Consider the following 16,384-nt stretch of genomic DNA (forward strand, 5'->3'; position numbering starts at 1 on the left):
GTCAAGGCTGGCGCCCTGACCGGACGCAGGCGCCCTGCGTCCCTCAGCCGCGAGGCCAAGCCCAAGAGGTTCGTGAATGCCCGAGGTCATCTTCGCCGGTCCGGCTGGCCGCCTGGAGGGACGCTATCAGGCGCCCAAGCAGAGAGGCGCCCCGATCGCCATCGTGCTGCATCCGCACCCGCAATTCGGCGGCACGATGAACAACCAGATCGTCTACAACCTGTTCTACACGTTCGCGAATCGCGGCTTTGCGGCCCTGCGCTTCAACTTTCGCGGCGTCGGCCGCAGCCAGGGCTCCTTCGACCACGGCGCGGGCGAACTCTCGGACGCGGCCGCCGCCCTCGACTGGGTGCAGGCGGTCAACCCGGAGGCGCGGGCCTGCTGGATCGCGGGCGTGTCCTTCGGCTCGTGGATCGGGATGCAGCTCCTGATGCGCCGGCCGGAGGTGGAGGGCTTCATCTCCATCGCCGCGATGGCCAACCGCTACGATTTCAGCTTCCTCGCCCCCTGCCCCTCCTCGGGCCTGTTCGTGCACGGCTCGGAGGACCGGGTGGCGCCGGCCCGCGAGGTGATGCCGGTGATCGAGAAGGTGAAGACCCAGAAGGGCGTGATCATCGAGCACCAGGTCGTCGAGGGCGCCAACCACTTCTTCGACGGCAAGATCGACGAACTGACCCAGACGGTGGAGACCTACCTCGACAAGCGCCTCGGCAAGAAGGACGAGGCGGCCGCGTAGGGGCCATCCTGCGCCTCTCCGCGCAGGAGGGACACCGGATGGCGCCAGTCGCCGCCGGAACGGGCCACGCGCGGCCGATCTCCGCGCGCGCCTTCCGGGCCTTCCAGGCCACGCGCCCGGATGGCGGGCGGTGGGAGCTGATCGCAGGACGTCCGGTGATGAGGGCGCCCCGGCCCCGGCCCACAACCGGATCGCCGGGAATCCGGAACGCCTTCTGAACGCTGCGTTGTCCGCGCACGATCCGGGCCGGCTCGCCAACCAGCGGCCCGGACTCGAGATCGGCCAGCCGGACGTCGCGGTGATCGACGCCAACTTCGCGCCGGGCCAGCGCTTCGTGGACCGGGCCTGTCTGCTGGCCGAGATCGTCTCGGCGAGCGATCGGGACGTGGTGTCCGGCGGTGCCGAACCCTGGCTCACGGTCAAGCGCCGCCTCGGTCTTGCTCGTGCGCTTGAGCGCCATCAGCTGTTCGGCGAGCGCGTTGACCTGCGGGTCCTTGACGTCGAGCGCCTTGGCGATCGGTTCGGATATCCTGACTGTTCTCAAAGGATATCCCGCCGGGCGTCCAGGCCGCACCCGCGCCGGATCAGGCCGCGTGCACCACCGGCACCGCGGGCGAGCCCTCCCATTCCGAGTTCGCGGGGATCGACTCGCCCTTCATGATCACGGTGAGCGGGCGCAGGCGCGCGTAGTCGCCGACCTCCGTGTCGTACAGCACCGTGGCGAAGGCCCCGACCGTGACGCCGGTGCCGACCTCGACCCGGCCGACCTTCATCACCCGGTCCTCGTAGAGGTGGGTCTGCAGGGCCGACATGCGGTTGACCACCGAGAAGTCGCCGATCGTCACGCAGTCGAACTCGGTGATGTCGGTCGAGAGCAGGCACACGCCCTGGCCGGTCCGGGTGCCGAACAGGCGCAGCACCCAGGGCAGGAAGGGCGTGCCCATCAGGTGCTCCAGCAGCACCTTGCCGGCGAGGCCCCAGTACATCACCGCCACCGCCTCGGTGCGCATCGCCCACCACGACCACATCGGGTGCATGCCGGGCCGGTAGGCGCCCATCAGCAGCCACTTGACCGCCACGACGACGAGCGTCTGCAGCACCGCGATCACGAGGCTGACGGCCAGGAACCCGAAGGCCAGCCCGGTCCAGTCGCCCGCCAGGATCGCGGGATAGAACACGAAATCGATCGCGATGATCGCGAAGGTGATGAACAGCATCGGCGAGAAGGACGAGGTGAAGGCCTCGAACACGCCGCGCCCAATGCGGGGCCAGATCCCGGGCTCGAAGGTCTGGCGCTGGCCGACGGCGACCCGCTGCCGCGTCGGCAGCTTGATCGGCGGCGAGCCGAACCACGTGTCGCCCGGGGCCATGCGGTCGTTGGCCGGAGGCTTCGACTTGATGCCGATCAGCACGTCGTCCGGGATGGTGGCGCCCGGCGGCACCACCGCGTCGTTGCCGACGAACACCCGGGCGCCGGTGCTGACCGGTTCCAGCGTCATGTAGCCGTGGCGCACCTCCTCCTCGCCGTACACGACCTCGTCAGCGATGAAGTTGCGCGCCCCCACGCTGGCGAGGTCGTAGCGGCCCGCGAGGTTGGTGGAGATCTCGGCCCCCTGCCCCATCCCGGCGCCCATCAGCCGGTACCACGCCCGCATGTAGACCGTGGCGAAGAGCGAGGAGAGCGTCTCCAGCATCACCTCGGCGGCCAGCGCCACCGCCCATTTGCGCAGGTAGACGCCGCTGTGCAGCGGGTAGCGGCCCGCGCGCAGGCGCGGCAGCACCACCCAGCGGATCGCCGCGATCAGGAAGACCGTTCCGGCCGTCATCAGCATGGCGGTCGGCCAGGTGAGGAGCGGCAGGTAGTAGTGGTAGTCGATGTCGGTGAGCTCGCCGAGCCGGTCGCTGATCTGGTCGAAGATGTAGAAGGCCGGGAAGATCGGCAGCAGGCCGATGGCCGGCACCGCCGCGAGCAGGAGCGCGTAGGCGAGGAGAAAGGCGGCCTTGCGCGGCCTCGAGACGGACGGCGCCTCGGGGAGCGCCGCGACGTCGACCGTGCCGACCTTGCAGCCGGGCGAGCCGTCCCAGACCTCCGCCTCGCCCACCTGGGTGCCGGCCGGAATCGTGGTCAGGTCGGCGATCTCGGCATGGTCGCCGATCCGGGCGCCGTGCCCGATGACGCAGGACGTGCCGATCGAGACCCCGTCCCCGATCGCCACCCGGCCGATCACCAGTTCGTGGCCCACCACCTCCGCGTTGGCGATGACGCAGCGCCCGCCGAGCGACGCGCCACTGCCGATGCTCAGCAGGTCCGGCGCGCCGATGTCGATGTCCGACACGATGGCGTCGCGGCCGACCTTGGCCCCGAGGAGCCGCAGGTAGAGGCGGATCATCGGCGAGCCCTGGAGCCACTTCACGTGGACGAGGGGGGTGAGGCGCTGGGTCAGCCACCAGCGAAAGTAGTAGACGCCCCAGAGCGGATAGCGCCCGGGCTGCGTGCGCCCGAGCACCAGCCACTTCGTGGCGATGGCGATCAGCGCCGTGACGGCGTTGAGCCCGACATAGACGAGCAGCAGGACCGCCATCTCGCCGAAGAAGCCGAGCTCGCCGCCCGTGATCAGCAGGTAGGTGACGAAGATGCCGAGCCATTGCGCCGTCGAGAGCGCGATGATGAAGGGCAGCACCAGCCCCTGCGCGAGGCCGCACAGGAAGCGGCGCGCCAGCGGCGGGGGGGCGAAGGAGAGGTCGTGCTGGGCGGTCTCGGCGCCGACGCCGCCGGTGCGCGCGATCAGGCTGTCGGCCATCGCCCGCAGGGTGCGGTGGGCGTAGACGTCCTGCAGCGTGATCGAGGCCAGCGCCGGCACCGCGCGCACGCCCGACACGAACCGGGCGGCCAGAAGCGAGTGGCCGCCGAGATCGGTGAAGAAATCGGCCTCGAAGGGGATCGCCTGATCGCCGAAGGCGCGCTTGGCGGCGGCGAGCAGCGCCGCCTCGGTCTCGTTGCGCGGCTCCTCCTGCTCGCCCGTGGAGGCGGGCTGCGTCAGCGGCAGGGCGCGCAGGGCCTTGCGGTCGACCTTGCCGGAGGCGGCGAGCACCGGCAGGCCGGCGACCAGCTCGAAATGCCCCGGCACCATGTAGGGCGGCATCTCCTGACCGAGCTGCGCGCGCAGGCGCGGCGTCTCGATCACGGCGCCGCGCTCCGGCACCAGGAAGGCCACCAGCCGGTCGACGCCGTCGTCCTGGCGCAGCACCACGGCGGCCTGCCCGATGCCCGCCTGCGCCCGGATGCGCGTCTCGATCTCGCCGAGTTCGACCCGGAAGCCGCGGATCTTGACCTGATCGTCGATGCGGCCGTGGAAGTGGATGCGCCTCTGCGGATCGAGCGAGACCGCGTCGCCGGAGCGGTAGAGCACCGGGTCCTGGCCGTCGCCGCCGAAGGGATTGCGGATGAACTTCTCCGCCGTCAGGTCGGGCCGGGCGAGGTAGCCCGCGGCCACGCCCGGGCCGCCGATCAGGAGTTCGCCCTGGACGCCCGGCCCCACCAGCGCCAGCGTCTCGTCGGCGATGTAGGCGGTGTAGTTGGGAATCGGCCCGCCGATCGTCACCGGCTCGCCGGGACGGATCTCGGCCGCGGTGGCGACCACCGTCGCCTCGGTCGGGCCGTAGGTGTTGAACAGGCGCCGCCCCGGCGTCGCCCAGCGCGCCACCAGCGGCTCGGGCAGCGCCTCGCCGCCGAGCAGGATCAGCCGCAGGGAGGGCACGTCCCGGGTCATCAGCGCGAGGAGCGTCGGCACCGTGTCGAGCACGGTGATCCCGGCCTCCGTGAGGAGGCCGGGCAGCGCCTCGGCGTCGCCCATCATCGTCGGGCTCGCCACGAACAGCGTCGCGCCCACGAGGTAGGGAACCCAGATCTCCTCCATCGAGAGATCGAAGGCCACGGAGGCGCCCTGGAACACCACGTCCTCCGGCACGACGCCGTAGAGGTCGTTGGCCGAGCGCAGGAAATGGCAGATGTTGCGGTGGCTGATGACGATGCCCTTGGGCATGCCGGTCGAGCCCGAGGTGTAGATCAGGTAGGCGGCGTGGTCGGGCGTGAGGCCGGCGGCGCGCAGGTCGGGGGCCGGGCCGCGCGCCTCGCCCGCCACCTCGGCCGGCGTCAGCGCCGGCCGGCCTGCCGGCGCACGGGCCTGCAGCGCCGGCGAGACCACCAGCGCCTTGGCGCCCGCATCCTCCAGGCAGATGGCGACCCGGTCGGCCGGCGCCTCGGCGTCGAAGGGCAGCCACGCCGCGCCCGCCTTGGTGATGCCGATCTGCGCGATGAGCAGATCCGGCGCGCGTGCCATCCACAGGCCGACCACGTCGCCCGGCCCGATGCCGCGGGCGGCCAGCCCGCTCGCGATCGCGTCCGAGCGCGCATCGACCTCCGCGTAGGAGAGGCTTGCGCGTGCGGCGTCCGCCCCGTCGATCAGGGCCGGGTGGTCGGGCCGCCGCCGCACCGTGTCGCGGAAGATCTCGGCCAGCACCTCGTCCCGCAGGAGGTCCGGCCGCACCGGCCCGCGCAGGACGGCCGGCGGAGTCTGGATCGGGCGGGCGGTCTGACTCATCGTCTGCTCCACGGGCGGGGAACGACGCCGCGAACGGCGGCGCGGTTCCGGGCCGTCGGGCCGCCGGCAGGGCGCGGCGGGATGCGAAGGGCGGGGTCCTGGAGCACGGCGGTGGCGCGCAAGGTGGACGGGAACGGGGCCGGTTCGTGGCGGAGCGGCGGCAGGCCGGTCCCGCCCCGCATGTGGCTTACCGCGCCGGCTCCGCCCGCGTCCACCGGGAAGCGGGTCGCGGGACTGCTGACCCCGCCGCGCGGCCGCCGTCAGGCGCGCGCGATCGGCGCCACCCTGTGGGGTGGCCGCAACAGGGATGCGGACGATGAGGGCTGCGCCGCGCCTTAGGCCCTCAGGGCGTAGACCGGGGAGGCGTCCGGCGCTTCAGGCGTCCCGGGCATCAGGCTGGCGCCGAGCTGGCGCGCGGCGAACTCGATGAAGGCGCGGGCCTTGGCGGGCATCAGGCGCGAGGTCGTGACGATCGAGACCGGGAGCGGCGGGCCGCTCCAGTCGGGCAGGACGCGCACCAGGGCGCCGGCCCTCAGGTCGGCCTCGGCGTCGAGGAGCGGCAGGAGGGCGAGGCCGCGCCCGTCGAGGGCGAAGCGCCGCGCGAGCGGCGGGCTGTTGCAGGACACCGCCCCGCTCACCGTGACGGTGCGCGTCTCGCCCGCGCGCGACAGCCGCCATGAGGCCTGGACCGAGGTCTGGCCCGCCACCACGGCGGCGTGCCGCGCGAGATCCTCCGGCAGGGTCGGCATCCCGGTGCAGGCGAGGCCGTCCGGCGCGCCGAACACGCCCGTGGCGAGGCGCCCGACGCGGCGCGCGATCATCGAGGCTTCGCGCGGCTCGTCGGTGACCAGCGCGAGGTCGTAGCCCTCCGCCGCGAGGTCGGCCACCGCGGGCCGCAGGTCGAGATGGACCCGGACGTGCTCGTGCTCGCTCATGAAGCCCGCCACCACGGCGGGCAGGTGGTCGAACGCCCAGCCGTCCGGCGGGGCGGCGATGCGCAGGAGCCCGCTCGGTCCCCGTGCCTGGGCGATCAGCTCGTCGAAGCTGCGCTGCGCCTCCTCGACGAGGCGGAGCGCCTGTTCGTAGTAGGCCTCGCCATACGGGGTGAGCACCAGCTTGCGCGTGGTCCGGTCGAGGAGGCGCAGGCCGATCGTCGCTTCGAACTGGGTTATGCGCCGGGAGAGGGACGAGATCGGCACGTCGAGGGCCGCCGCGGCTTGGCTGAAGCTCTTGCGCTTCGCCACCTCGACGAACAGGGCCATGTCGCGCAGCACTTGCGGATGAGCCAAACCGACCTCCGGAACCGGGCGCGGACGCAGCGTCACGCCGATCGGAGATTGCCTCTCTAGGTGTGCTTTTTCAACTCTAGATGCGGATTTTTCCTCCGCTGAACAGCGCATTCCGTCACGGGAGAAACGCAGTTTTCCATGATCACGCGATGTTTCCGGGCCGGCGCGCCGGCGGCCGCAGGATCAGGTGCGGTCGGGCGGCGAGCAGCGTGCCGGCCGCGAACACCGCGGCGGCCAGGGCCGCCGTCCCGGCGAGCCCGAGGAGCGGCCCGGCCGCGCCCGCGGCGGCCGCTCCCGCGACGCTGCCGAGATTGAGCACCGCCATGTAGAGCTCGAACTGGGTCGCGGCGCTGCCGCTGCCGCGGCTCGCGCCCATCACGGCGGGCACCAGCGCGACGACGAGGAGCGCCGGGGGCAGGCTCGCCAGGGCGAGGATCAAGGCTCCCGCCTCGCCGGCCCGCCCGGTGGCGATCAGCAGGGCGATCCCGCCGAAGGCGGCGCAGCAGGCGAGGAGCAGCCCGCGCAAGGCCCGCGCCGGACCCGCCCGGTCGGCCCAGATCCCGACCGCGAGGGCGCCGAGCGTGCCGGCCAGCAGGCCGAGACCGGCCTGCGCCCGCGACAGGGCGCCCGAGTCCCAGCCGAACTCCTGCACCAGGGCGACCCCCAGACGGACCTCGAACAGCGCCAGACCGAAATCGATGGCGAAGCAGAGCGCGAGGAGACGCAGGGCCTGGGGCCGCCGCATCGAGGCGAGGAGGCGGCGCAGGAAGCGCCCGAGCGGCCTGCGCCGGTCCGGTCCGGCGGCGGCGCGGGCGCGGGCCGGCCAGATCAGCGCGTCGCCCGGCGCCTCGCGCACCGTCACCGCGAGCAGGCCCGCGAGCCCGCTCGCAGCGAGCAGGATCCGGACGCTCGCCGCAAAGCCGAGGCTCGCGAGCGACCACGAGAACAGCAGCGTGCCGGCCGCGGTGCCGAGCACGAACCCGGCCCGGGTGCAGGCGCTGGTGCGGCCGAGTTCGGATTTGGGCACGTGGTCGAGGATCAGGCGGTCGGCGGCGGTGTCCATCAGGGCCGCGAAGGCGCTGTGCAGGCAGAACACCGCCCCCACGAGGCCGAGCGACCGCTCGTCCGGGACGAGCAGCAGCAGCGCGAGCGCGGCCTGCGCCCCGAGCAGCCCGGCGATCAGCCACACCCGGCGCCGGCCGAGACGGGAGGCGCGCGCCCGGTCGAGGAGCGGACCCCAGAGCAGCGGCTGCACCGCCCAGGGCAGGCCCGCGAGGGCGAAGTGCCCGCCGACCTCCGCGGCCGAGAGCCCGACCCCGGCATAGTGGTTGGCGAGCGCCGTGAGCGAGAAGCCGGCGACGAGACCCTGGTAGAGATAGGCCGCCAGGAAGGCGGCGTAGCGCCCCGCGGGGTGCGCCAGGGTGGGGGCGGCGATCATCCGGGCCATCTCCGGGCTCCTCGGCCGCCCCTCCCGGCGGGCCTCGCATCCTGGCATGTCGCGCCGCCCCTGGCGCGGTTGACGCCGCGGTGCCCGGCGGGGCAACACCGCCGCGCCGGCGGCGAGGACGTCGGCGGAACACCGGAGCCCGGCATGTCCCACCCCGTCTCCCCGCTCGCGCTGCAGACCTATCCCGACCTGCCGCCCATCGCGGGCGTCCGGCTGGCGACCGCCCAGGCGGGCATCCGCTACAAGGGCCGGACCGACGTCCTGTTCCTGCTGATGGAGCCCGGCACGCGCGCCGCGGGCGTGTTCACGCGCTCGAAATGCCCCTCGGCCGCGGTGGATTGGTGCCGGGAGCAGCTGGGCGGCGGCGCGGCGCGGGCGCTCGTGGTCAATTCCGGCAACGCCAACGCCTTCACGGGCCTGAAGGGCCGCGAGGCGGTGGCGCGCACCGCCGCCATCGCCGCGCGGGCGGCCGGCTGCGCCCCCGAGGAGGTGTTCGTCGCCTCCACGGGCGTGATCGGCGAGCCGCTCGATGCCGGCAAGTTCGAGGGCGTGCTGGAGGACTGCGCGGGCCGGGCCGGATCCGGGGCCTCGCACTGGACCGAGGCCGCCCGCGCGATCATGACGACCGACACCTTCCCGAAGCTCGCCACGCGCCGCGCGCGGATCGGCGACACGGAGGTGACCCTCAACGGCATCGCCAAGGGCGCGGGCATGATCGCTCCCGACATGGCGACCATGCTCTCCTTCGTGTTCACGGACGCGGTGCTCGACGCGCCGGTGCTGCAGCACCTGCTCGCCCGCGGCACGCGGCAGAGCTTCAACTGCGTGACGATCGACGGCGACACCTCCACCTCGGACACGCTGATGCTGTTCGCCACCGCCAAGGCCGGCAACGCGCCGGTCGCGGACCCGGCCAATCCGCGCCTCGCGGCCTTCGCCGCCGCCCTCGACGACCTGCTGATCGAATTGGCGCAGCTCGTCGCCCGCGACGGCGAGGGCGCGCGCAAGTTCGTGACCGTGGAGGCCGAGGGCGCCGTGGACGACGCCTCGGCGCACCGCATCGCCCTGTCGATCGCCAACTCGCCGCTCGTGAAGACCGCGGTGGCGGGCGAGGACGCCAATTGGGGCCGCGTGGTGATGGCGGTGGGCAAGGCCGGCGAGCCGGCGGACCGCGACCGGCTCGCGATCTGGTTCGGCGACGTGCGGGTCGCGGTCGCGGGCGCGCGCGATCCGGCCTACGACGAGGCGGCGGCGAGCGCCGTGATGCAGCGGCCGGAGGTGACGATCCGGGTCGATCTCGGCCTCGGCACGGGCCGGGCGCGGGTGTGGACCTGCGACCTCACCAAGGCCTATGTCGAGATCAACGGGGATTACCGCTCGTGAGGCGCCCGGCCGCGCCAACCCTCGCCCTGCTGGCCTGGGCGCTCGCCGCGCCGGTGCTCGCCGCGCCCGCGGCCGCCGAGGAGGGGCGCATCACGGTTGTCGGGCGCGCCAGCGTCGAGGCCGTGCCGGACTACGCGACGGTGGAGATCGCGGTGGAGAGCCGCGGGCCGACCGCGGCCGCGGCCCTCGACCAGAACTCGGCGGCGGCCCAGAAGGTGATCGCCTTCGCCAAGGAGTTCGATGCCGAGGTCTCGACCACGGCGGTGGTGCTGCAGCCGGTGACGCGCCCGGTGCGCGACGCGCGGGGCCAGGAGGCGCCCGACGGCTATCGGGCCCTCAACGTCGTCCACATCCGCCTGAAGGCTCTGGCGCGGCTCGGCGAGCTGATGCGCCGCAGTCTCGACGGCGGCGCCGACCGCATCGGGGGCGTCAGCTTCGGGCTGCTCGATCCGGCCAGGACCGAGGACGAGGCCCGCGCGGCGGCCGTGCGGGACGCGATCCGCCAAGCCCGGGGCCTCGCCGAGGCGGCGGGCGTGCGGCTGGGCGCGGTGGAGCGGATCGTCTCGCCGGCCCGGACCGAAGGGGCGGTCTATGCCAGCCGCACCCTCGCCGCGAAGGCGCGCGCGCCGAGCGTGCCGCTCGAGGCCGGCACCGTGACGGTGGAGGCGGCCGTCGAGGCGACGTGGCGCATCGCGGGCGCGCCTTGAGCGGAAGGGCACCGGGCGATTCCGCTCAAGGCTTTCGCTGGTGCCTCATTCGCCGAACCGGTGACCACGTCGGCCAATGACGCGCGGGCGGCTCGCCGCTTTCCAAACGCGCCGCGCCGCGCTAACCGCCGCGCATGGCCGATCCCGTCCCGCTCAAGCTCCTTCTCGTCGTCGCCGTCGCGCTCGTGGATGCGGACGGGCGGGTGCTGCTGGCGCAGCGTCCCCCCGGCAAGACGCTCGCCGGCCTGTGGGAGTTTCCCGGCGGCAAGATCGAGCCGGGCGAGCGGCCCGAGGAGACGCTGATCCGCGAACTCGCCGAGGAACTCGGCATCCGGGTGAAGGAGGCCTGCCTCGCCCCCCTCACCTTCGCGAGCCATGCCTACGAGAGCTTCCATCTCCTGATGCCGCTCTACGTCTGCCGGCGCTGGGAGGGCTTCGTGCAGCCCCGCGAGGGACAGGCGCTGAAATGGGTGCGCCCGCGCGACCTCGCGACCTACCCGATGCCGCCCGCCGACCTGCCGCTGCTGCCGGCGCTGGTCGATCTCCTCGGCCCCTGAGCGGCGGCCCGCATCCTCCGGCTCATGCGCGATGCCTTCGGCATGGCGGATCCGGGCTCGGCTCACGCGTGCGGAGCCGAGGCTCCGCCGCGCATCAGACCGTGAACTCCTCGATCGCGTCGACCTTGTTCGGGTAGAAGGCGATGCGGTCCTTGATCGCGGCCACCGGCGGATAGGGCGCCTCGTAGCTCCACACGGCGTTCGCCCGCTCCACGCCCCCCGCGGTGAGCGAGTAGTAGCTCGCATCCCCCTTGTAGGGGCAGTGCGTGGCGTGGCTCGTGCGCTCGTACAGGTCCCAGGCGGCGTCCTCGCGCGGGATGTACTGCACGGGCGGCAGCCCGGCCTCCCGCAGGGTCAGCGCCCGGGTGGTCTCGGCGACGATGACCCCGCCGAGCAGCACGCGGATGCGGTGCGGGTTCGGCGTGATGGTGATCGGATGGTCGGGGCCGGGTTCCCTCATGACGAACTCCTGTGCTCGGTGGTGCCCAGCGCGTCGGCGAGGCGCATCCTGGCGCTGCCGGGCCGGAGGGGCTTCTGCTGGCTCTCGTGCGGCACCCAGCCCGAGAGCCAGATCATCTCGAAGGTGGCGCGCACCCGCCCGTCCGGATCGGAGAAGCGCTCCGCATAGAGCGCGGCAGCCCGCATCAGGGTGGTACGGCGCAGGGTCCCGCGCCGCTCGCGCAGGGCGTTGGTGAGGCCCATCGCGCGCAGGTCGCGCATCAGCCCGAACGGGTCGGCGTAGCGCACCGGCACGGTCTCGCTGTCGGTGACCGGCAGGGCGAACCCGGCGCGCTGGAGCAGGCCGCCGAGGTCGCGCACCTCCGCGAAGGGCGCCACGCGCGGGCTCACCCCGCCCTCGACCTCGCTCTCGGCCTCGGCGAAGACCTGCCGCAGCTCGGTGAGCGTGCGCCCGCCGAGCAGGCAGCCGACGAACAGCCCGTCCGGCTTCAGCGCCCGCCGGATCTGGATCAGCGCGCCCGGCAGGTCGTTGGCGTGCTGGAGCGCCATCAGGGACACCGCGAGGTCGAAACGGCCCTCGCCGAAGGGCAGCGCCTCGGGATCCCCGACCGCGAGCGCGACACCGCCCTGCGGCGCCTCGGGCAGCGGCGCGAGCCGCACGACCGCGTCCGCCCGGCCGCTCGCCGCCAGCCACGCGGCGGCGGTGGAGACGGGCGTGCCGCAATCGAGCGCCAGGGGAAAGCGGCGCAGCACCGTGCCCATCCGCTCGCCGAGGTCGTCGAGCGCCCGCGCGACCAGGAAATCCGCGAAGCCGAGGCGGTGCGCCCGCGCGAGGTGCCGCCGGATCAGGCCGGCATCGAAGAGGGACGGCATGGACATCGCCCGCTAGATGGCGCGGGCACCCCCGTCGCGCCAGTGCGCCGGACCCGGACGGCCGCGTCGCCGCCGGAGCCGGTTGCGCAGCGCGGCGCCCGCGCTAGGCTGGACCGGTTGACGCTGGGAGAGGCTGCGTGGACGAGACTGCCATTCTGGCTGAGCCCGGCACGGCCCGCCTCCTGCGCCGGCTCGCCGGTGCCCCCCGGCTCGCGGCCCGCGCTGTCGTCGGCCTGATCTATCCCCCCACCTGCATCGCCTGCGAGGGCGCCACCGGCACGCCGCACGCCCTCTGCCCCGCCTGCTGGAGCGGCATGCGCTTCATCGAGCGACCCTATTGCGAGCGGCTGGGCACCCCCTTCGCGGTCGATCTCGGCGTGCCCGGCCTCCTCTCCCCGGCCGCGCTGGCGGACCCGCCGGTGTTCGCGCGGGCGCGGGCGGCGGCGCGCTACGACGACACCGCCCGGCGCCTCGTCCATCGGCTGAAATACGAGGACCGGCTGGATCTCGCCGGGCCGATGGGCCGGATGATGGCGCGGGCCGGCCGCGACCTCCTGGCCGAGGCCGACGTGGTGGTGCCGGTGCCGCTCTGGCGCTGGCGGTTGTGGCAGCGGCGCTTCAACCAGGCCGCGCTGCTCGCCCGCCACGCGGCGCGCGCCAGCGGCGTGCCGGTGGAGCCCGGGCTGCTCGCCCGCGTGCGGCGCACCCGGCCGCAGGTCGGCCTCAGCCGGCCCGCCCGGGCCGAGAACCTCCAGGGTGTGCTGCGGGTGCCGCCGGCCGCGCGGGCGCGGCTCCTGGGCCGGCGGGTGCTCCTCGTCGACGACGTGACCACCACGGGCGCCACCGCCAACGCCGCCGCGCGGGCGCTGCTGCGCGGCGGGGCGGCTGCGGTGGACGTGCTCACCTTCGCCTGCGTCGTGACCGACGGGCTCGGGCCGGCCGCCTGACGGCTGCAGGCTCCCGCATCCGCGCGCTCCTGCGCTGAACCGGCCTCCAAGTCGGCGCAGGAGCGCTGCGGAACAGCACCCGCTCAGACGAGCGGAAGGGCAGGCGCGATCGGGTGCGCCACGTGCGCGGGATGACGAAGCTGCGGAGGACGCCCGGTCATGTAGGGCTTGATCCAGGCGAGGCCTTCCAGGGTCCCGTGGCGCGGGCGGTACTCGCAGCCGACATGGCCGGCATAGCCCGACTGGTCGATGCGCTGGAAAATGTAGTCGCTGTTGAGTTCCTCGCAGCCCGGCTCGTGGCGGCCGGGTGCGCTCGCGATCTGGATGTGCCCGATCACCGGGAACAGCCTGTCGAAGCCCGGCAGGAGGTCGCCCGCGATGACCTGCCGGTGATAGAAGTCGTACGTCATCCGGACCCGATCGCTGCCCGCCTCCGTGATGGTGTGCAGGGCGAAGTCGTAGTCGCTCAGGAAGTAGCCCGGCATGTCGCGCTGATTGATCGGTTCGATCAGGATGGTCAGGCCCCGGGCCTCGACGTGCTGCAGCGTCTCGGACAGGGCGCTCCGATAGGCGTCGCGGGCCTCCGTGCTGAGGAGGGACGCCCGACCGCTCATCATGTGCAACCGTCGCGTCCCCGTCGCCTCGACGTACGGGATCACATCCCGCAGACCCCGGCGAAACTCCTCGCGGCGCTCGGGGAGCGCGGCGAGGCCGCGGTCGCCCCGGTCCCAGTTGCCGGCCGGCAGGTTGAAGAAGACCACTTCCAGGTCGTTGTCCTGGACGGCCTTGCCGATGCTCTCCGGCGAGCACTCGTACGGAAAGAGGAATTCCACGGCCTCGAAGCCAGCGTCCGCGGCAGCCGAGAAGCGGTCGATGAAGCTCCATTCCGTGAACATGAAGCTCAGGTTGGCGGCGAACACAGGCATGGGTCCTCTCCCCTTCCGGCTTCATCGAGAAGCCGAGTTGGATTGTTCTGTTGGATTGAGCCAGTTGTTGTGAAAAAGTGGATTGAAGAAAGGTGGTTTTATCGAGGGATGCTGCGAGATCTTCAGTGGCGCGACCGATATCGGCCGCCCGGAGCTGCACCCGTTCGCGCTGCGATCGGCTGCAGCTCCAGGTCCCCTGTCGTCGCGCGCTCTCTTTCGCCGAACCCGCATTAGCGCAGCAGCGTGAGGCTGATCGGGATGACCATCGCGGTCAGAACGCCGTTGAGCGCCATCCCGAGGCCCGCGAAGGCTCCGGCGACTTCGCTCAGCTTGAACGACTCGGCGATGCCCTGTCCGTGGGCCGAGATGCCCATGGTGACACCGAAGACGCGATGGTCGGTCACGCCGAGAACCCGCATGATCGGAGGACCGACGATCGCGCCCGATACGCCGGTGCAGATCACCAGCACCGCGGTGAGGACCGGAATGCCCCCGATCTTCTCCGACACGCCGATCGATATCCCGCTGGTCGCGCCCTTCGGAGCCAGGGTCAGGATCGTTTCCGTGGTCGCGCCGAGCGCCCAGGCGATCCCGACCGCCGAGACGATGCCGACCGGAAGCCCGACCGCGAGGCTCGCGCCCAGCAGGCGCTTGGAGGAGAGGATCAGCGGCGTCTGGCGGTAGAGCGGGATCGCCAGGACGACCACGGCCGGACCGAGCAGGAAATGCATGAAGCCGGCCCCCCGCATGTAGGTGTCGTAACCGACGCCGAAGGCCTGCAGGCCGGTCGCCGTGATCACGATCGCCACGAGGGTCGGGTTGAGCAGGACGCTTCCCCGTGCGAGGCGTTGAAGGCGGATCGCCAGGAAGAAGGCGGTGACGGTCAGGCCGATCGCCATCGCCGGGTGCTGGACGATGGATTGCCACGCCGTGGGATCAAGCTGCAGCATCTTGCGCCTCCGCTCGCGGGTTCGTGTGACGCGCGGCGGCGTGCGCGCCGATCCGGTCGGCCGCGAACGCCGTCGCGACGATCGTCATCGCCGTCCCGCCGATGATCGCCGCTGCGATGGGCAGGGCTTCGGCGCTCATGCGATCGAGATGACCGACCACGCCGACGCCGGCCGGGACGAACAGCATGCCGAGGAACTGCAGAAGTCTGTCGGCGACGGAGCCCAGCTCGTCCGACAGGCTGCCCTCATAGGTGATCTGGCAATAGAGGAAGACCAGGCCGATCACCGGACCGGGCACCGGAATGATATTGAGGCGTGATAGTATCTCTCCGGCACAAAGCCAGACCATTATCTTGGTCAGTGCGACCAGCATCGGAACCATTGCTTCGCCCCCGATCGTAGAGTGCCCTTGTGAGCAGTATTTTTTCGGGAAAATCCCGAAGTTTGCGGTCACTACGGTGGCGGAGAATACGCAGGTCGAAATCACCCATATGGAGTATGTGCGTGGGTTCTGTTTCTCCCGCCGGCTCGACACGATCGAAGATGTCGCCCCGGCGTCGCATCACGGCCGCGGTCTTGGATCGGGATTTCGCGATCGATCCATGTCAAGGCGAGTCCGTCGGATCCTCTTGTCCGACGGTCACCGGAAGACGATCTCCGCACGGATGATCGGGCTATTGCTGCGGATATACCGCGATGATGGCCACCGTCGTCTTTGCCGAGGCTGCACTCGGTGCCGATGATTGGCGCTCCTCAACGGCAGGCGAGGGCTGCCCGGAACCCGTCCCGTGTCCGGGACGGCGGGCGTGACCGGGGGCCGAAGCCAGCGCGGGGCGCAATCAGACCCAGCGGTGCCCGGCCGCGTCGAGCACCAGCACCCGGCCCTGCCGGATCTCCAGATGCGGCGCCTCGGCCGGCGTCGCGCGGCCGAGCGCCACCAGGATCGCGCGGGCGACGCCGCCATGCGCCACCATCACGGTGGGTCCGCCCAGCGCGTCGAGCACGGGCCGCACCCGCTCGACCAGCATCGCGTAGCTCTCGGCGCCCGCGCCGGGCGGGCAATAGCCCCAGCGGTCGCGGTCGCGGGCGGCGGCGCGCGCCGGATCGGCCCGCCGGATCTCGCGCCAGGTCATCCCCTCCCAGGCGCCGAAGCCGATCTCCCGTAGGCGCGGCTCCAGCGCGTAGGCGCCGGGATCGAGGCCGAGCGCGGCGCGCAGGCCCTCCATGGTCCGGCGGGTGCGGGTGAGCGGGCTCGCCACGTAGGCGGCGCGCGCCGCCTCCCCGTTCAGGATGGCGGCCAGACGCCGCCCCGCCTCCCCGGCCTGCGCGACTCCGGTGGCGTTGAGCGGCGTGTCCTGCTGCCCCTGCAGCCGGCCCTCGGCGTTCCAGTGGGTCTCGCCGTGGCGGACGAGATAGAGCGGGGGCCGGGTCATCGGCAGGGCGGGACGGAACGGCGTCCGAACGGCTCCGTTGTCGCTGGCATTCTCGCTCCTTCCAGGTCGATCCGCT

The 16,384-nt window shown here is 72.6% G+C and carries 14 protein-coding genes; 5 read left to right on the forward strand and 9 right to left on the reverse strand.

The genetic code is table 11. From position 1 onward, the window contains the following. Positions 1 to 76 precede the first annotated feature (76 nt). Positions 77 to 736: an alpha/beta hydrolase gene (locus MFF61_RS05520; protein WP_238234074.1), complete on the forward strand. Its 660-nt coding sequence runs from the start codon at positions 77 to 79 to the stop codon at positions 734 to 736. Positions 737 to 1,320: 584 nt separating this feature from the next. Here the strand turns inward: MFF61_RS05520 and MFF61_RS05525 are convergent. The 3 genes from MFF61_RS05525 to MFF61_RS05535 form a co-directional block, all read right to left on the reverse strand. Next, on the reverse strand, positions 1,321 to 5,337 hold the full coding sequence (locus MFF61_RS05525) for a Pls/PosA family non-ribosomal peptide synthetase (protein ID WP_238234075.1): 4,017 nt from the start codon (positions 5,335 to 5,337) through the stop codon (positions 1,321 to 1,323). A 335-nt stretch (positions 5,338 to 5,672) separates the two neighbouring features. Then, on the reverse strand, positions 5,673 to 6,626 hold the full coding sequence (locus MFF61_RS05530) for a LysR family transcriptional regulator (RefSeq protein ID WP_238234076.1): 954 nt from the start codon (positions 6,624 to 6,626) through the stop codon (positions 5,673 to 5,675). Positions 6,627 to 6,768: 142 nt separating this feature from the next. Further along, positions 6,769 to 8,073 (reverse strand): MFS transporter, encoded by a 1,305-nt coding sequence (locus MFF61_RS05535; protein WP_238234077.1) that lies wholly within the window; start codon positions 8,071 to 8,073, stop codon positions 6,769 to 6,771. 144 nt (positions 8,074 to 8,217) lie between these two features. Here MFF61_RS05535 and argJ point away from each other — a divergent pair, with 144 nt between their 5' ends. The 3 genes from argJ (at position 8,218) to MFF61_RS05550 (ending at position 10,720) form a co-directional block, all read left to right on the forward strand. Beyond that, positions 8,218 to 9,456, forward strand: a complete 1,239-nt coding sequence (argJ, locus tag MFF61_RS05540) for a bifunctional glutamate N-acetyltransferase/amino-acid acetyltransferase ArgJ (RefSeq protein WP_238234078.1) — start codon at positions 8,218 to 8,220, stop codon at positions 9,454 to 9,456. Continuing rightward, positions 9,453 to 10,163, forward strand: coding sequence for an SIMPL domain-containing protein (locus MFF61_RS05545; RefSeq protein WP_238234079.1), 711 nt, complete (start codon positions 9,453 to 9,455; stop codon positions 10,161 to 10,163). Before argJ ends, MFF61_RS05545 begins: the two co-directional genes overlap by 4 nt. A 134-nt stretch (positions 10,164 to 10,297) precedes the next feature. Then, a complete protein-coding gene (locus MFF61_RS05550) occupies positions 10,298 to 10,720 on the forward strand; it encodes a (deoxy)nucleoside triphosphate pyrophosphohydrolase (RefSeq protein ID WP_238234080.1) in 423 nt (140 codons plus the stop codon). 94 nt (positions 10,721 to 10,814) lie between these two features. On the opposite strand, the gene MFF61_RS05555 is transcribed toward MFF61_RS05550, so the two are convergent. Next, positions 10,815 to 11,180: a DUF427 domain-containing protein gene (locus MFF61_RS05555; RefSeq protein ID WP_238234081.1), complete on the reverse strand. Its 366-nt coding sequence runs from the start codon at positions 11,178 to 11,180 to the stop codon at positions 10,815 to 10,817. Continuing rightward, positions 11,177 to 12,058, reverse strand: coding sequence for a methyltransferase domain-containing protein (locus MFF61_RS05560; protein ID WP_238234082.1), 882 nt, complete (start codon positions 12,056 to 12,058; stop codon positions 11,177 to 11,179). The genes MFF61_RS05555 and MFF61_RS05560 overlap by 4 nt, the downstream gene beginning before the upstream one ends. A gap of 149 nt (positions 12,059 to 12,207) precedes the next feature. Between MFF61_RS05560 and MFF61_RS05565 the strand changes: the two genes are divergently transcribed. Continuing rightward, a complete protein-coding gene (locus tag MFF61_RS05565; protein WP_373324613.1) occupies positions 12,208 to 12,999 on the forward strand; it encodes a ComF family protein in 792 nt (263 codons plus the stop codon). An 83-nt stretch (positions 13,000 to 13,082) separates the two neighbouring features. On the opposite strand, the gene MFF61_RS05570 is transcribed toward MFF61_RS05565, so the two are convergent. The 4 genes from MFF61_RS05570 to MFF61_RS05585 form a co-directional block, all read right to left on the reverse strand. After that, positions 13,083 to 13,925, reverse strand: coding sequence for a hydroxypyruvate isomerase family protein (locus MFF61_RS05570; protein ID WP_238234083.1), 843 nt, complete (start codon positions 13,923 to 13,925; stop codon positions 13,083 to 13,085). A gap of 230 nt (positions 13,926 to 14,155) precedes the next feature. Beyond that, positions 14,156 to 14,875 carry an LrgB family protein gene (locus MFF61_RS05575; RefSeq protein ID WP_238234084.1) on the reverse strand — a complete coding sequence of 240 codons (720 nt, stop codon included), beginning with the start codon at positions 14,873 to 14,875 and terminating at the stop codon, positions 14,156 to 14,158. Further along, positions 14,862 to 15,248 (reverse strand): CidA/LrgA family protein, encoded by a 387-nt coding sequence (locus MFF61_RS05580; protein ID WP_238234085.1) that lies wholly within the window; start codon positions 15,246 to 15,248, stop codon positions 14,862 to 14,864. Before MFF61_RS05580 ends, MFF61_RS05575 begins: the two co-directional genes overlap by 14 nt. 466 nt (positions 15,249 to 15,714) lie before the next feature. Next, positions 15,715 to 16,308 (reverse strand): histidine phosphatase family protein, encoded by a 594-nt coding sequence (locus tag MFF61_RS05585; RefSeq protein ID WP_238234086.1) that lies wholly within the window; start codon positions 16,306 to 16,308, stop codon positions 15,715 to 15,717. Positions 16,309 to 16,384 lie beyond the last annotated feature (76 nt).

This window comes from Methylobacterium isbiliense (assembly GCF_022179325.1).
In the GTDB taxonomy this organism is placed as follows: Bacteria; Pseudomonadota; Alphaproteobacteria; order Rhizobiales; family Beijerinckiaceae; genus Methylobacterium; species Methylobacterium isbiliense.

What these genes read in the sequence shown, in the direction of transcription:
- MFF61_RS05560 (WP_238234082.1), bottom strand. Translation starts at nt 12,058, where the DNA reads ATGTCCATGCCGTCCCTCTTCGATGCCGGCCTGATCCGGCGGCACCTC.
- MFF61_RS05535 (WP_238234077.1), bottom strand. Translation starts at nt 8,073, where the DNA reads ATGGCCCGGATGATCGCCGCCCCCACCCTGGCGCACCCCGCGGGGCGC.
- MFF61_RS05580 (WP_238234085.1), bottom strand. Translation starts at nt 15,248, where the DNA reads ATGCTGGTCGCACTGACCAAGATAATGGTCTGGCTTTGTGCCGGAGAG.
- MFF61_RS05555 (WP_238234081.1), bottom strand. Translation starts at nt 11,180, where the DNA reads ATGAGGGAACCCGGCCCCGACCATCCGATCACCATCACGCCGAACCCG.
- MFF61_RS05520 (WP_238234074.1), top strand. Translation starts at nt 77, where the DNA reads ATGCCCGAGGTCATCTTCGCCGGTCCGGCTGGCCGCCTGGAGGGACGC.
- MFF61_RS05585 (WP_238234086.1), bottom strand. Translation starts at nt 16,308, where the DNA reads ATGACCCGGCCCCCGCTCTATCTCGTCCGCCACGGCGAGACCCACTGG.
- MFF61_RS05575 (WP_238234084.1), bottom strand. Translation starts at nt 14,875, where the DNA reads ATGCTGCAGCTTGATCCCACGGCGTGGCAATCCATCGTCCAGCACCCG.
- MFF61_RS05550 (WP_238234080.1), top strand. Translation starts at nt 10,298, where the DNA reads ATGGCCGATCCCGTCCCGCTCAAGCTCCTTCTCGTCGTCGCCGTCGCG.
- argJ (WP_238234078.1), top strand. Translation starts at nt 8,218, where the DNA reads ATGTCCCACCCCGTCTCCCCGCTCGCGCTGCAGACCTATCCCGACCTG.
- MFF61_RS05570 (WP_238234083.1), bottom strand. Translation starts at nt 13,925, where the DNA reads ATGCCTGTGTTCGCCGCCAACCTGAGCTTCATGTTCACGGAATGGAGC.
- MFF61_RS05525 (WP_238234075.1), bottom strand. Translation starts at nt 5,337, where the DNA reads ATGAGTCAGACCGCCCGCCCGATCCAGACTCCGCCGGCCGTCCTGCGC.